The following is a 14114-nucleotide window of genomic DNA, read 5'->3' as shown; positions in this document are numbered from 1 at the left end:
CCCGCACACCGTCCAGAAGACGCCGCGTAGGCGCCGCATCACATCCTTGCCGATCAACACCTACTCCTCGTTAAAACGCGTTGAGTCCCGTCAGCGCACGTCCCACCACCAGCTGATGCACGGTTTCGGTGCCCTCGTAAGTAATCACCGATTCCAGGTTGAGCGCATGCCGGATCGCCACATGTTCGGTGGTGATGCCGGCCGCCCCCAGCAGATCGCGGCATTCGCGTGCCACGTCCAGCGCCATGCGGCAATTATTCCACTTTGCCAGCGAGATCTGTTCCGGCCGCAACGTCCCGGCCTCCTTCAAACGGCCAAGCTGCAGCGCCAGCAGCTGTGCGGTGGAGATCCGTCGCGCCATGTCGGCCAGCTTGATCTGCGCGCTCTGGGTGGCCGCCAGCGGCCGGCCGAACAGGATGCGCTCGCCCGCGTAGGCCAGCGCCTCGCGCAGGCAGGCCACCGCTGCGCCGATGGCGCCCCAGGCAATGCCGTAACGCGCCTGGTTGAGGCAGCTCAACGGCGCCTTCAACCCGGCCGCGTTCGGCAGGCGCATCTGCTCGGGCACGAACACGTTGTCCAGGAACAGCGCCGAAGTGACCGATGCGCGCAGGCTCATCTTGTGGGTGATGTCCTGCGCACTGAACCCGGGGCTGTCGGTGTCGACCAGAAAGCCGCACACGCCATCGTCGGTATGCGCCCAGATGATGGCCAGGCTGGCGATGCTGCCGTTGGTGATCCACATCTTGGCGCCGTTCAAGCGCCAGCCGTCGCCATCGCGCACCGCACGGGTGGTCATCGCCGCCGGGTCCGAGCCGCCCTGCGCCTCGCTCAGGCCGAAGCAGCCGATCACCCGGCCGGCGGCCATCTCCGGCAACCAGCGTTGGCGTTGCGCGTCGCTGCCATAGGCATGGATGGGATACATGCACAGCGAGGACTGCACGCTGACGAAACTGCGCAAACCGCTGTCGCCACGCTCCAGTTCCTGGCAAATCAACCCGTAGGACACCGCCCCCAGACCCGCACCGCCATCGCCGACCGGCAGGCTGGCGCCGAGCAATCCCAACTGCGCCAGTTCCGGCACCCACTCGCGTGGGAACCGCCCCGCATCGAAGGCATCGCCGATCGCCGGCAGTACCCGGGCATCGGTAAAACGCGCGACGGCATCCTGCACCGCCCGCTCCTCGTCGGTCAGCAGCGCTCGTACATCGAACAGATCATCGGGACGCACCGGCATGCTGGTTTCCACCACAGGAGAGGCGGCGATTATCTGCCAGTTCCCGGCTCAGCATCGTGGTGTGCGTGCGGTAGCTCGTTGGGCTGAAACGAAAAGAGCCGGCAATGCCGGCTCTCTCGTTGCAGTGATGTCGATCCCTGCGGATTACTGACGGGTGCTCACCGCGTCCTGACGGACGCCGGGATCGCCCGCCGTCGAGGCGGTCTGGGTCACCAGCTGACCATCGACCACGGCCAGTCGATCGCTCGCCGGCTTGTCGTTCATCCGCACGGTCTTTTCGAAACCGTCGTAGCGGTAGGTCACGTCGTAGGCCACCACGTTGTCGGCATCGCCCAGCGAAATGCGCTCGCCCGGCTTGCTGTCCATACGCATGGTGCCGGTGGTGCCGTCGGCATTGCGGTAGGTCACGTCGTAGCCCACCACACGCGACGAGCTCGAATTGGCGTTTTCAGTGTGGCACTGGCGCTCGGTGCGATCCACCACGCGGCCGCCGACATGGTTGCGGTCCACACGATTGCCGACCATGCCACCACCGACAGCGCCGGCAACGGTCGCCAGCTTGCGGCCATTACCGCCACCCACCTGGTTGCCCAGCAGGCCACCGATCACTGCGCCTGCGACGGTGCCGCCGACGTTGCCATCGCGCTCGGGCAGACGTTCCTGCACCACCACGTCGCGGCATACTTCGCGCGGCGAGGAACTGGTGGTGGTTTCGCGGATTGCGGCGCTGTTGACGACCTGCGCGTACTGCGGCTCGCGCTGGGTGATCGGTGCGACCTTGACCACATCGGCGTATTCCAGACCGCGCGGCGCCGGCTGGCCGTTGGCGACGAAGTCGCCCGACGACGGACGGTTATTCATGAAGGCGGCAGTGGCCACGCCTCCTACCAGCAAGGCACCGGCAGCGACCAGTATAGTTGTCGTGTTGCTCTTCATGACCAGCTCCCTGCGGACGTGCCGCGTTGTTGACGGCGTGATTCCAGCACGTGAACCCTGAACGAAAACGCCCTCGCTCATGAACGCCGCGGTTAAGTTCAGCTAGCGGTTACTTCATGCACTTCTAACAGCCGGAGCTCTCGCATGCGAAATCCCCTGACCGCACGTGCCCTGGACTGGGCGGCCAAGCTGCGCTATCCCACCTTGTTCAAGCTGGCAGCCACGCTGTTCGTGGTGGATGTACTGGTGCCGGATCTGGTGCCATTCGTGGACGAACTGCTGTTCGGCCTGACCACGCTGCTGCTGGCGAACTGGAAAACCCGCAAGGCGCCGCTGCCGGCACCGGTGCGCCGCGACTGATGCAGTTGATCGACAGCCATTGCCATCTGGACGCAAGCGAATTCGACCACGACCGCGCTGCGGTGGTTGCCCGCGCGCGCGCGGCCGGCGTCGTACAACAAGTAGTGCCGGCGATCACCGCGGCCAGCTGGCCGAACCTGCGCGCAGTGTGCACGCAGGCTCCAGGGCTGCATCCGGCCTATGGCCTGCATCCGATCTTTCTCGATCAGCACCGCCCCGAACATCTGGAACTGCTGGCCGAGTGGATCGAACGCGAGCGCCCCTGCGCGATCGGCGAATGCGGGCTGGATTTCTATCTGGAGGGCCTGGACGCGCAGGCCCAGCGCGACTACTTCGATGGGCAATTGCACCTGGCCAAACGCTTCGACCTGCCGCTGATCGTGCACGCGCGCCGCGCCACCGAAGAAGTCATCGCGCGCATCAAGGCCATTGGCGGCCTGCGCGGCGTGGTGCACAGCTTTGCCGGCAGCCCCGAGCAGGCGCAGCAGTTGTGGAAGCTGGATTTCATGATCGGCCTGGGCGGCCCGGTCACCTACCCGCGCGCCAATCGCCTGCGCGGCCTGGCCGCAACCATGCCCCTGCAGCACCTGCTGCTGGAAACCGACGCACCCGATCAACCCGATGCCAGCATCCGCGGTGCGCGCAACGAGCCGGCCGCTCTGCGCACGGTGTTGGCGTGCATCGCGCAGCTGCGCGGCGAAGACGCCGACCACATCGCCACGCAAACCACGGCCAATGCACGCGCCTTGTTCGGCTTGCCGGGCTGATAGGCCAGCTGCCGCCGCAGCGCGCGCGTGCAGTTATGGCGACGCGGCAGCAACCTCGGCCGCCGGCTTGGACGCAGCGGCCTTGGGCTTGAGCAACATCTCCAGCGCCTTGCCCACCGCCACAAACGCGAACGTGCCGGTGATATGCGTGGCCGCGCCCAGCCCGGCACCGCAATCCAGCTTGAGCGTGGCATCGGCATCCAGCTGCGGGCGAATGCCGCACACGCTGCCATCGGCCTGCGGGTATTTGACGTTTTCCAGCGAGTACACCGCCGGCACGCCGAAATAGCGCTGCGCATTCTTGGGGAAATTGAAATCGCTACGCAGCTTCTTGCGGATCAGCGCCAGCATCGCATCGTGTTCGGTGCGCGAGACATCGCGCACGCGCACCAGAGTGGGATCGGTGCGCCCGCCGGCGGCGCCCACGGTCAGCAGCGGCAGCTTGCGACGGCGGCACCAGGCGATGGTTTCCACCTTGACCCGGAAACTGTCGCAAGCATCGATCACCAGATCCAGGCCATCGCCCAGCAGCGTTTCGATATTGCCGGTGGTGAGAAACGCCTCCACCGCATCGACCTCGATCTCCGGGTTGATCGCGACGCAGCGCTCGGCCATGGCCCGCGCCTTGTTGCGCCCGTACTGCCCGGCCAGCGCCGGCAATTGCCGATTGGTGTTGGACACGCACAGGTCGTCGGCATCGATCAGGCGCAGATGCCCGACGCCGGTCCGTGCCAGCGCCTCCACCACCCACGAGCCCACCCCGCCCATGCCGACCACTGCCACGCGGCAGGCGGACAGCCGCTCCACCGTGCCGACTCCATACAGCCGGTCGATACCGGCAAAGCGTTCACGCCATTGTGCTTTCATCGGCCTATTTTACGCGCGCCACCTCCCGCGCGTCCGCCCCATCGCACGCCGTCCTGCCGGAGCAGCTCGCCATGTCCGCCACACCTCCCAACCAATCCCGCGCTGCCCGTTACGCCTTCATGCTGGTGCTGGGTGTGTTGATCGGGCTGATCACAACCGTGATGGTGGCGCGCGTGCTGCAGGCGCGGCGCGACCCGGTACCCGACAGCCTGATGCACGTGCTGGACTACCAATTGCGCGCGTTGCAGCCGCCGCCGGGCGCCGTCTGCACACCCGCGCAGCAACTGGCGCGGCTGCAATCGCTGCGCTTGCTGGCCGACGAACTGGAACCGGCATTTCCACAGATCGGCGAGGACCGCCGCTTCGGCGAACATGCCCAGGCACTGCGTGCCGCACTGGAGCAGGCGCAGCGCAGCGCGCCGTCCAGCTGCGCCGCGTTCGTACCGATCAAACGGCAGATTTCAGAGGCCTGCGAGGCGTGTCACCGCGACTTTCGATGAGGTTGGATGAAGGCGGCGCTCGGGTTTCGTTAAGCCTGGAGTGATCCAGTTGGCAGACCGTTCACCTGGACCAACACAGGATGACGTCGCCGCGGCCCTGACCGCCTTCAGAACCATCCGGAGATATCTCATGAAGACCCGACTGCTTGTTATTGGCCTGGCTGCAACCGCGACCCTGGTCGGCTGCGCCACGTCCCAGCCCCAGTACGGCAGCTATCGCGGCGACCGCGGCTACGACCAGGGCTATTCCCAGCCGGCGCCGCGTTGCGTGGATTGCGGCATCGTGACCCGTATCGATGAAGTCGGCCCCACCCGCTCCGCCCCCACCGGCACCGGCGCAGTGCTCGGCGGTATCGTCGGCGCAGTGGCCGGCCGCCAGATCTCCAAGGAAACCGGCGGCAGCAAGGGCAACAAGAATGTGTCGGCCGTGGCCGGTGCCGCTGCCGGCGCACTGGCGGGTAACGCCATCCAGAACAACGTCACCAGCGACAGCTTCGACGTGCAGGTACGCATGGACGATGGCCGCGTGGTCGTGGTGAACCAGCGCGACCTGGCCGGCGTGCGCGAAAACGCCTACGTGCGCGTGGTCAACGGCAAGGTGGTGCTGCGCTAAGCAGCGGCTGCCGCCAACGTGCAGCCAACAAAAAGGCCCGGTAACGGGCCTTTTTGTTGGGCGCGTGATGTATTACCCCCCGGTGCCGTGGCTCAGACCAGCTGCACCGCATCGGCCTGCAGGCCTTTTTGACCTTGCACGACGGTAAAACTGACCTTCTGCCCTTCCTTGAGACTCTTGAAGCCCTGGATCTGGATGGCGCGGAAATGGACGAAGACGTCTTCGCCGTTTTCGCGACTGATGAATCCAAAGCCCTTGGCATCGTTGAACCACTTCACGACACCATTCTCGCGTTCGATATTGGACATCTCGACTGACTCCCTACGACACTGTGATGGACTGGCGGTGGCGGCTGTGATTGCAAGGAGGAAGCGAGGTACAAGGATGTAGCGGATCGGGCGATCTACCGCATCAGGCCACGATTCACGGTGACCTTTGCAAACAGCAGCGGCTGCAACTTAACCCGCACAAAACCAATTTTCAAGCATCCCTTGCGTATTCTTGTAAAGCCTGAAATAGGACATTTCTAAACCATCATGGACACGACTGTCGTTTATTACGTGCTGGCTGGCGTGCTGGTGCTGGTGGGCCTTGCCGGCGTCATCCTGCCCGCGCTGCCGGGCTTGCCGCTGGTCTTTGCCGGGCTGCTGGTGGCCGCCTGGGCCGACGGGTTCACCCATGTCGGTTGGGTCGCGCTGGTGATCCTCGGGTTGATCACCGCGCTGTCTTTTGTCATCGATTTCCTGGCCACCCTGTACGGCGCGCAGCGCGTGGGGGCCAGCAAGATGGCGATGTGGGGCTCGGTGATCGGCGCCATTGCCGGTATTTTCTTTATGCCGATCGGCTTGTTCGTCGGCCCGTTTGCCGGCGCGTGGCTGGGCGAGTACTACCAGACCCGCAAGACCGGCCAGGCCACCAAGGTCGGCTTCGGCACCTGGGTTGGGATCATGCTGGGCACGGCCACCAAGCTGGCACTGGGCCTGTGCATGCTGGGCGTGTTTGCGATCGCCTGGTTCTTCTGACGCAGCAGTTAAAGGCCCCAAGCCGGCGCGGCCGCCTTCGCTCCAAGCATGCAGAACCCGCAGCAGCAGCGACCTGGTGAGCGTCGCGACACCCGTTTAGTCGACCCGCCGCAGATGTTATGCCACCGTGTACACATCGCGTATGCAGACGCGACCGTTAAGCTACGCGCCTGACGCGCCTGCCTGGCGCCTACACTCGGCCAGACTGCCCATGTCCAAGCACCGCACCCGTCCCCTGATGCTGATCGCCCTGGCCGCCGCGCCGCTGGCGCATGGGCAGGAAATCGCTCCGCAACCCGCATCGCCGCAGGCCTGCACGTCCGTGACCTCGGATGCCGCGCGCCTGGCGTGTTACGACCAGGCGCTGGGCTACACCGCGCAGGCCGTGCAGGAGGCAGATGCCGCAGCGCAATTGGCCAAGCAGGCTGCCAAGGCGGAAGACAGCCCCAAGAGCAGCCGTATGGGCGATTTCTTTCGCGCCGACGTCCAGCAGCAGCCGAAGGAAGAAGCGGTCGCCAATGCCGGCCGCGGCTCGCTGCTGGATCGCCGCTGGGAACTGGCCAAGGACTCCAAGCTGGGCACGTTTCAGCTGCGTGGCTACAAGCCGGTCTATCTGCTGCCGGCGTTCTGGACCAGCGACACCAACCGTACCCCGCAATCGCCGAATCCGGCCAACTCGGTCAGCACGCCCCAGCAGCTGGACAGCGCCGAGCTGAAGTTCCAGCTGAGCTTCAAGACCAAGGTGGTCGAAGACCTGTTCGGCGACAACGGCGACATTTGGATGGGCTACACCCAGAGCTCGCGGTGGCAGGCCTACAACTCCGATGCATCGCGCCCGTTCCGCGAGACCAATTACGAGCCGGAAGCGATGCTGGTGTTTCGCAACAACTACAGCTTGTTCGGCTGGAAGGGCCGCATGAGCGGCATCAGCCTCAACCACATGTCCAACGGCCGCGAAGATCCGCTGTCGCGCTCCTGGAACCGGGTGATCCTCAACATCGGTCTGGATCGCGAAAACTGGGCGCTGACGTTGCGCCCGTGGTTCCGCATCAAGGAAGACCGTGCCGACGACAATAATCCCGACATCGAGGATTACATGGGTCGCGGCGATGCCACCCTGGTCTACAACAAGGATGGGCATGAATTTGCGTTGATCGCGCGGCATTCGCTGCGTGGCGGCGACCGCTCGCATGGCTCGGTGCAGCTGGATTACGGCTTCCCCATCACCAACCTGCTGCGCGGCCATGTGCAGGTGTTCGACGGCTACGGCGAAAGCTTGATCGACTACAACCACAAGGCCACCTATATCGGCCTGGGCGTGTCGTTGCTGGAGTGGTTCTGACGCGCCGATGTCGGGCGGCACGGGTGTAGACACGCACCCGTCGCCTCCTGCGAACATTGCCGCGCCGGTACTGCATCGGCGCCGCGTCCACAGGAGATCGCCACAAAAAAGCCGGCATTGCTGCCGGCTTTTTTTATGGCGATGACGATGGCGGTCGGCAGGCGTGTGGAGGATCGCTACTGCCGCTTTTCATGCGCCGACTCAGACGTCGAAGAAATCCACCTTGCCGTCCTTGAGGGTGTAGTAAGCCCCCACGACGCGGCATGCGCCTGCGCTCAGCGGTTCGAGCAAGGCGGGTTCGGAAGCACCGCGCAGGCGGTCGACCGTGCGCTTGACGTTGGCCTTGACCGACGCTGCGAGCAGGTCGTCGCCACCATTCTTCTTGGCGGTCAGCACGGCCGGGACGATCGGTTCGATCATGGCGCCGATCGCGCCGGGGAAGAACGCGCCCTGCTCCACCACCGACACCGCGGCGGCAACCGCGCCGCAGCTCTCGTGGCCCATCACCACCACCAGCGGCACGCCGAGCTGGCTCACCGCATATTCGATCGAACCCAATGCCGTGGTATCGACGGTGTTGCCGGCGTTGCGAACGATGAACATCTCGCCCAGGCCGCGACCGAACAGCAGCTCCGGCGGCACGCGCGAATCCGAGCACGACACCAGGATGACGAACGGGGTCTGGCCCAGCGCCAGTTCCAAGCGGCGCTTGCCGTCGGAGATCACCTTCTTGGGACGGTTCTCGACAAACGCAGCGTTGCCGTCACGCAGGGTCTGCAGCGCCTGCTCGGCATTCAAATCGGTTTTCTTGCTGGGCGCGGCGCGCAACGAAAATGGCAACGACGCGGCGGCCGCGGCCACCGGTGCGCAACATGCGCATTGCAACAGCTTGCGACGGGATACGGACTGCAACATGGTAGAGCCCCTGTTCTCTGGTGTGTCGCGCGATCGTACACCCCAGCGGGCATAACCAAACGGACTCTACCGGCGCTATCGACGCACTACTTCGCTTTAGCGTGCGCGCCGCGGTCACGTCCAGTCAGTCAGGCCTTCGCGCCGGTAGGTTTCCTGGAACGCCGGCCGGGCCTTCATCCGCTGCGCATGCTTCTTCAGTGCCGGCCAGGTATCGGTCGCACGCGGCATGTTGCGCGACCAACGCATCAACATGGTCAGCATGAAATCGGCGGCCGACAGCGTTTGGCCGAGCAGATAGGGCCCGTGTTCCTGCAGATGCGCATCGACCTGGGTCCAGGCCGCTTCCAGTCTGTTGCGTGCCTGGGCCTGCGCCGCATCGGCGTGCGCAGCGCCGGCCGGCTCGTGCGGGTAGAACCAGGCGCGATAGGCCGGCTGCAAGGTATTGGCGCAGAAAAACATCCACTTGTAGTACGCCGCACGCTCGGGCGTGCCGACCGGCGGCGCCAGCCCGGCTTGCGGGTAGAGATCGGCCAGGTGCATGGCGATCGCGGCCGCTTCGGTCAACACCTGACCGTCCAGCACCAGCGTCGGCACCACGCCGGCCGGGTTGAGCGCCAGATAGTCCGGCGCCTTTTGCTCGCCGCGCTCGAAATCCAGCGGATGCAGCACGTGGGCAACGTCCAGTTCGATCAGCAGCCAGTGGACGACCAGGGCGGCGGTACTGGGGGTGTGATAAAGCGTAGCGGCCATGCGGGCTCTCGGGTCAGTTGGTACAGGCGCGCAGGCAGGCGAGCTTGTGCGGTTCGCAGCGATTGTCGTCGCTCTGCTGGGTGCAGTCGAAGACTTGCGCCATGCAGCTAGCCCGTTGCGCCGGATTCTGTACGTCGTCGCAGCGCTTTCCACGCGGTGCTGCCCTGCTGCTGCAACTGGACTCGCTGGGTCGGTCGGCGCGGCATTGTCGGGCGCTGCTGTTGCACTGCGCGATGCAGCGATCCGCAGCCAAGGGTCCGTTGAACCGAGTCGCGGTGTCGTTTGTCCTGAGCGGCTTGCGCTGTGCGAACGGCCCCGGGTCGGCAGGCGGCGGCGAGTAGTTGCGCGAGGGAAACAACACCGTGGGTGCCTTTTGCTGCTGCGCCGCCGAACTCACGCTAAGGCACAACAACAACGCGATACAGACGAGTCGGAGCATTCCTGTTCTCCTTGGGGTACCGGCCAGTGCAGCGAGCATAGCCGGTTCGCGCGGGGCAACACCGGTCTTCCTCTGTCGAGAGGTCGCAGATGCTCCACCTCCCGACAGCACCAGACCCGCTGCCGACAACCGCCTCCATCTACCCGGTTATCTGCGGCAAACAGCAAGACGTGTCATCGCCTCGCCATTCCACATCAAGCCTGACGACAGCACTGGCGTGCACGGTCGTCAGCCGGGTGCAGACAGTGCGAAGAAAACACACCCGCGTGTCCGCGTACGTCTTGCACCAACTGGCAGCCCGCCTTGCTGACGGGCTGCGCAGTCGGCGCCAAGAGTGGCTAACAAAACGTAGCGAGCAGTCGTCAGGTGGGTGTGGACGGCGCGCTCAGAACCGGAGTGTACGAGTGGTACATGCCGATTCCGAGCACCGGCCGCGCCCGCCTGGCGGCTGCACAGTAGTTTTATTAGCTGCTCTAACGCGGTTACTCCACCACCACCGGAATCTTGCCGATACGCGACTGCCACAACCGCGGGCCGGTCTTGTGCACCGATTCGCCGGTGGAATCCACCGCCACGGTGACCGGCATGTCCTTGACCTCGAACTCGTAGATCGCTTCCATGCCGAGGTCTTCGAACGCCAGCACGCGGGCGGCCTTGATCGCCTTGGACACCAGGTACGCCGAGCCGCCGACCGCCATCAGGTACACGGCCTTGTTGTCACGGATCGCATCGATGGCTGCATCGCCGCGCTCGGACTTGCCGACCATGCCGAGCAGGCCGGTCTGTTCCAGCATCTGGCGGGTGAACTTGTCCATGCGGGTGGCGGTGGTCGGGCCGGCCGGACCGACCACTTCATCGCGCACCGGGTCGACCGGGCCGACGTAATAGATAAAGCGGTTGGTAAAGTCGACCGGCAGCGTTTCGCCGCGATTGAGCATGTCGATCATGCGCTTGTGCGCAGCATCGCGGCCTGTCAGCAGCTTGCCGTTGAGCAGGACCACTTCGCCCGGCTTGAAGCTGGCGACTTCTTCGCGGGTGATGGTGTCCAGGTTCACCCGCCGCGCGTTGGTCGGGTTGTAGGTGAGCTTGGGCCAGTCTTCCAGCGACGGCGGGTCCAGCATCACCGGGCCGCTGCCGTCCAGGGTGAAATGCGCGTGGCGAGTGGCGGCGCAGTTGGGAATCAGCGCTACCGGCAAGTTGGCGGCGTGGGTGGGATAGTCCTTGACCTTGATGTCGAGCACCGTGGTCAGGCCGCCCAGGCCCTGCGCGCCGATCCCGAGCGCGTTGACCTTTTCGTACAGCTCCAGACGCAGCTCTTCGGCACGATTGGACGCGCCACGCGCCTGCAGGTCGACGATGTCGATCGGCTCCATCAGCGCTTCTTTCGCCAGCAGCATCGCCTTTTCGGCAGTGCCGCCGATGCCGATGCCGAGCATGCCCGGCGGGCACCAGCCGGCGCCCATGGTCGGCACGGTCTTGAGCACCCAATCGACGATGGAATCGGACGGGTTGAGCATGGCGAACTTGCTCTTGGCCTCCGAGCCGCCGCCCTTGGCCGCGACGATCACGTCCAGATGGTCGCCCGGAACGATCTTGGTGTTGACCACTGCCGGCGTGTTGTCTTTGGTGTTGGCACGCTTGCCGGCCGGATCGGCCAACACGCTGGCGCGCAGCTTGTTGTCCGGATGGTTGTAGGCGCGGCGTACGCCTTCGTTGACCATGTCTTCCACGCCCATGGTCGCGTCGTCCCAGCGCACGTTCATGCCGATTTCCAGGAACACGGTGACGATGCCGGTGTCCTGGCAGATCGGGCGGTGGCCTTCGGCGCACATGCGCGAATTGATCAGGATCTGCGCGATGGCGTCCTTGGCGGCCGGCGATTCTTCGCGCTCGTAGGCGGCGGACAGGTTCTTGATGTAGTCGACCGGGTGGTAGTAGCTGATGTACTGCAGCGCATCGGCGACGGACTGGATGAGGTCTTCCTGCTTGATCGAGGTCACGGCTGGCTCTACGGCTGGCGGGGGCAATCCGCACATTTTAGAGCAAACCGCGGCCGCGGCCGGATGTGGCGTCTATACAAGCGATTGACTGGGGCCTGCGCCGCGCGCCGCCCAGGCGCGGCGGGATGAGAGCGCCACGCTCGCCGGCAACGATGGCGGCTGACGTGCGAGGGCGCAGGGAACGCTGCGACATCGCACGCATGCCGCACCCGGAACACGGGCAAGTGCAGAAGACCGAATGGACCTCCAACGGCCGTGCCGCCTGGATAAGCCTCCGGTATTGCCACCACGGCAGAAGCGCGCCTGCAGGCCGCCGCGGCCCCTCTCGACCCGCACAGGCGGTGGCGCTGCTGTCGCGGCTGGCCGAGGCATTGCGTCGAGCGGCAGATATCTCCGGCCACTGCGATGCGTGCACGTCCTCCCCGGCGAGCGGCCCAACACTCCGCACCGACGCCGCGCGCGGCACACTAGTGAGATGTCAGCTTCCCGTTCCAGCGCTACTGCGCCTGCCGCCCCTCGTACCGGCCCTACCCTGCGCGAGCGCCTGGATGCGCTGCGTAATCTGCCCCCGTTCCTGCGCCAGATCTGGCAGACCAGCCGCTGGTTGAGCGCCAGCAGCATCGGCCTGCGTGTACTGCGCGCGTTGATGCCGGTGGCCACGCTCTACATCGGCAAATTGATCATCGACGAGGCGATTCACCTGGTCGGCCAGCCGCCGGCATTCGAGTCCTTTACGCAGGCGCTCAGCAGCGGGCGCTTGAACCGCTTGCTGGAATTGCTGGCGCTGGAATTGGCGCTGGCGATCGGCTCGGACCTGCTCGGGCGCATGGTCGGTTATGCCGATGCGCTGTTGTCGGAGCTGTTCAATAACGCGGCCAGCGTGCGACTGATGGAACATGCCGCACAACTGGATCTGGAAGATTTCGAAGACCCCGACCGCCAGGACAAGCTGGATCGCGCGCGGCGTCAGACCATGAACCGCATGAACCTGATGAGCCAGTTGTTCGGCCAGGTGCAGGATGCGATCACGGTAATCAGCCTGGCGGTGGGGCTGGTGGTGTATGCGCCGTGGTTGATCGTGCTGCTGGCGGTGGCGCTGATCCCGGCCTTCATCGGCGAGGCGCACTTCAATGCGCTGGGCTATTCGCTCAACTTCCAGTGGACGCCGGAGCGCCGCCAGCTCGATTACCTGCGCCAGGTCGGCGCCAGCGTGGAGACTGCAAAAGAAGTCAAAATCCTCAACCTGCACCGCTTCTTGATCGCGCGTTACCGGCGCCTGGCCGACAAGTTCTTCCAGGCCAATCGCGCACTGGCGCGCAAGCGTGCGTCGTGGGGTGCGTTGCTGGCGGCGCTGGGTACGCTGGGCTACTACATGGCCTATGGCTACATCGCCTGGCGCACGGTGCGCGGGGATTTCAGCATCGGCGACCTGACCTTTCTGGCCGGCAGTTTCCTGCGTCTGCGTCAGTTGCTGGAAGGCCTGTTGATCGGGTTTTCGCAGGTCGCCGGCCAGGCCTTGTATCTGGACGATCTGTATTCGTTCTTCAACATCGTGCCGGAAATCCGCTCGCGCCCCAACGCCTTGCCGGTGCCGCGCCCGATCCGCCAGGGTTTCGTGTTCGAGGATGTGGGCTTCCGTTATCCGGACGCCGAGACGTGGACGGTGCGGCATCTGGATTTCGAACTGCGCGCCGGCGAAGTGCTGGCCCTTGTTGGCGAAAACGGCGCCGGCAAGACCACCTTGGTCAAGCTGCTGGCGCGGCTGTACGACCCCGACGAAGGCCACATCCTGCTCGATGGGCAGGACCTGCGCGACTACGATCTGGACGATCTGCGCGCCAACTTGGGCGTGATCTTTCAGGACTTTGTGCGCTACCACCTGAGCGTGGGCGAGAACATCGGCGTGGGCCAGGTCGATGCGATGGACGATGCGCCGCGCATCCAGGCCGCTGCGCAGCGCGCGATGGCTGGCGAGCTCATCGACAGCCTGCCCGATGGCTACGATCAATTGATCGGCCGCCGCTTCAAGAACAGCGTGGATCTGTCCGGCGGGCAATGGCAGAAGATCGCCATCGCACGCGCCTACATGCGCGATGCGCAGCTGATGATCCTGGACGAACCCACCGCCGCGCTGGATGCGCGCAGCGAGTTCGAGGTGTTCCAGCGCTTCAAGGAGCTCTCCGACAACCGCACTGCGGTGCTGATCTCGCACCGCTTCTCCAGCGTGCGCATGGCCGACCGCATTCTGGTGCTGGCCGACGGGCGCATCGAAGCCAACGGCACCCATGCGGAACTGATGGCGCAGGGCGGGCGCTATGCGGAGCTGTTCGAGTTGCAGGCGGCGGGGTATCGGTGAGGCCGGAATCGGG

At 65.1% G+C, this 14114-nt stretch carries 14 protein-coding genes and 1 other RNA gene; 7 read left to right on the top strand and 8 right to left on the bottom strand.

Annotation, left to right across the window (positions count from 1 at the left end):
- Window positions 1-70: 70 nt before the first annotated feature.
- Window positions 71-1246 carry an acyl-CoA dehydrogenase family protein gene (locus RQH86_RS00955; protein ID WP_311240450.1) on the bottom strand — a complete coding sequence of 392 codons (1176 nt, stop codon included), beginning with the start codon at window positions 1244-1246 and terminating at the stop codon, window positions 71-73.
- 132 nt (window positions 1247-1378) lie between these two features.
- Complete coding sequence (locus RQH86_RS00950; RefSeq protein ID WP_115553418.1) at window positions 1379-2170, bottom strand: glycine zipper 2TM domain-containing protein; 792 nt, start codon at window positions 2168-2170, stop codon at window positions 1379-1381.
- Window positions 2171-2314: 144 nt separating this feature from the next.
- Between RQH86_RS00950 and RQH86_RS00945 the strand changes: the two genes are divergently transcribed.
- Together RQH86_RS00945 and RQH86_RS00940 are read left to right on the top strand one after the other, a co-directional pair.
- Window positions 2315-2530 (top strand): DUF6116 family protein, encoded by a 216-nt coding sequence (locus tag RQH86_RS00945; protein WP_055844980.1) that lies wholly within the window; start codon window positions 2315-2317, stop codon window positions 2528-2530.
- Complete coding sequence (locus RQH86_RS00940) at window positions 2530-3297, top strand: TatD family hydrolase (RefSeq protein ID WP_311240449.1); 768 nt, start codon at window positions 2530-2532, stop codon at window positions 3295-3297. Before RQH86_RS00945 ends, RQH86_RS00940 begins: the two co-directional genes overlap by 1 nt.
- 33 nt (window positions 3298-3330) lie before the next feature.
- On the opposite strand, the gene RQH86_RS00935 is transcribed toward RQH86_RS00940, so the two are convergent.
- Window positions 3331-4164, bottom strand: coding sequence for a tRNA threonylcarbamoyladenosine dehydratase (locus RQH86_RS00935; RefSeq protein ID WP_104613948.1), 834 nt, complete (start codon window positions 4162-4164; stop codon window positions 3331-3333).
- Window positions 4165-4235: 71 nt separating this feature from the next.
- Here RQH86_RS00935 and RQH86_RS00930 point away from each other — a divergent pair, with 71 nt between their 5' ends.
- Both RQH86_RS00930 and RQH86_RS00925 read left to right on the top strand, forming a co-directional pair.
- Window positions 4236-4664 (top strand): hypothetical protein, encoded by a 429-nt coding sequence (locus RQH86_RS00930; protein ID WP_311240448.1) that lies wholly within the window; start codon window positions 4236-4238, stop codon window positions 4662-4664.
- A 130-nt stretch (window positions 4665-4794) separates the two neighbouring features.
- Window positions 4795-5277, top strand: a complete 483-nt coding sequence (locus RQH86_RS00925) for a glycine zipper 2TM domain-containing protein (protein WP_055844992.1) — start codon at window positions 4795-4797, stop codon at window positions 5275-5277.
- A gap of 92 nt (window positions 5278-5369) precedes the next feature.
- Here the strand turns inward: RQH86_RS00925 and RQH86_RS00920 are convergent, their stop codons facing one another.
- Window positions 5370-5585, bottom strand: coding sequence for a cold-shock protein (locus tag RQH86_RS00920; RefSeq protein WP_055844995.1), 216 nt, complete (start codon window positions 5583-5585; stop codon window positions 5370-5372).
- Window positions 5586-5813: 228 nt separating this feature from the next.
- On the opposite strand from RQH86_RS00920, the gene RQH86_RS00915 reads away from it, so the two are divergent.
- Complete coding sequence (locus RQH86_RS00915) at window positions 5814-6299, top strand: DUF456 domain-containing protein (protein ID WP_115512103.1); 486 nt, start codon at window positions 5814-5816, stop codon at window positions 6297-6299.
- Window positions 6300-6510: 211 nt separating this feature from the next.
- On the top strand, window positions 6511-7641 hold the full coding sequence (locus RQH86_RS00910; RefSeq protein ID WP_311240447.1) for a phospholipase A: 1131 nt from the start codon (window positions 6511-6513) through the stop codon (window positions 7639-7641).
- 201 nt (window positions 7642-7842) lie between these two features.
- On the opposite strand, the gene RQH86_RS00905 is transcribed toward RQH86_RS00910, so the two are convergent.
- The 4 genes from RQH86_RS00905 to RQH86_RS00890 form a co-directional block, all read right to left on the bottom strand.
- A complete protein-coding gene (locus RQH86_RS00905; RefSeq protein ID WP_193552589.1) occupies window positions 7843-8481 on the bottom strand; it encodes a carbonic anhydrase in 639 nt (212 codons plus the stop codon).
- Between the two features lie 189 nt (window positions 8482-8670).
- Window positions 8671-9306 carry a glutathione S-transferase family protein gene (locus RQH86_RS00900; RefSeq protein WP_311240446.1) on the bottom strand — a complete coding sequence of 212 codons (636 nt, stop codon included), beginning with the start codon at window positions 9304-9306 and terminating at the stop codon, window positions 8671-8673.
- Between the two features lie 775 nt (window positions 9307-10081).
- Window positions 10082-10158: non-coding RNA, sX9 sRNA (locus tag RQH86_RS00895), on the bottom strand.
- A 69-nt stretch (window positions 10159-10227) separates the two neighbouring features.
- On the bottom strand, window positions 10228-11745 hold the full coding sequence (locus RQH86_RS00890) for a fumarate hydratase (RefSeq protein WP_055845008.1): 1518 nt from the start codon (window positions 11743-11745) through the stop codon (window positions 10228-10230).
- Between the two features lie 475 nt (window positions 11746-12220).
- Between RQH86_RS00890 and RQH86_RS00885 the strand changes: the two genes are divergently transcribed.
- The gene (locus RQH86_RS00885) at window positions 12221-14101 is read left to right on the top strand and encodes an ABC transporter ATP-binding protein (protein ID WP_311240167.1); all 1881 of its coding nucleotides are present in this window, start codon (window positions 12221-12223) and stop codon (window positions 14099-14101) included.
- The last annotated feature ends 13 nt before the right edge of the window (window positions 14102-14114 follow it).

The sequence above is a fragment of the Xanthomonas sp. WCS2018Noco2-27 genome, from assembly GCF_031843525.1.
Taxonomy (GTDB): domain Bacteria; phylum Pseudomonadota; class Gammaproteobacteria; order Xanthomonadales; family Xanthomonadaceae; genus Xanthomonas.
The sequence above is the reverse complement of the archived record's forward strand: the minus strand, read 5'-3'. Positions and strand labels throughout refer to the sequence as shown.

What these genes read in the sequence shown, in the direction of transcription:
- RQH86_RS00950 (WP_115553418.1), bottom strand. Translation starts at nt 2,170, where the DNA reads ATGAAGAGCAACACGACAACTATACTGGTCGCTGCCGGTGCCTTGCTG.
- RQH86_RS00945 (WP_055844980.1), top strand. Translation starts at nt 2,315, where the DNA reads ATGCGAAATCCCCTGACCGCACGTGCCCTGGACTGGGCGGCCAAGCTG.
- RQH86_RS00940 (WP_311240449.1), top strand. Translation starts at nt 2,530, where the DNA reads ATGCAGTTGATCGACAGCCATTGCCATCTGGACGCAAGCGAATTCGAC.
- RQH86_RS00935 (WP_104613948.1), bottom strand. Translation starts at nt 4,164, where the DNA reads ATGAAAGCACAATGGCGTGAACGCTTTGCCGGTATCGACCGGCTGTAT.
- RQH86_RS00930 (WP_311240448.1), top strand. Translation starts at nt 4,236, where the DNA reads ATGTCCGCCACACCTCCCAACCAATCCCGCGCTGCCCGTTACGCCTTC.
- RQH86_RS00925 (WP_055844992.1), top strand. Translation starts at nt 4,795, where the DNA reads ATGAAGACCCGACTGCTTGTTATTGGCCTGGCTGCAACCGCGACCCTG.
- RQH86_RS00920 (WP_055844995.1), bottom strand. Translation starts at nt 5,585, where the DNA reads ATGTCCAATATCGAACGCGAGAATGGTGTCGTGAAGTGGTTCAACGAT.
- RQH86_RS00915 (WP_115512103.1), top strand. Translation starts at nt 5,814, where the DNA reads ATGGACACGACTGTCGTTTATTACGTGCTGGCTGGCGTGCTGGTGCTG.
- RQH86_RS00910 (WP_311240447.1), top strand. Translation starts at nt 6,511, where the DNA reads ATGTCCAAGCACCGCACCCGTCCCCTGATGCTGATCGCCCTGGCCGCC.
- RQH86_RS00900 (WP_311240446.1), bottom strand. Translation starts at nt 9,306, where the DNA reads ATGGCCGCTACGCTTTATCACACCCCCAGTACCGCCGCCCTGGTCGTC.
- RQH86_RS00885 (WP_311240167.1), top strand. Translation starts at nt 12,221, where the DNA reads ATGTCAGCTTCCCGTTCCAGCGCTACTGCGCCTGCCGCCCCTCGTACC.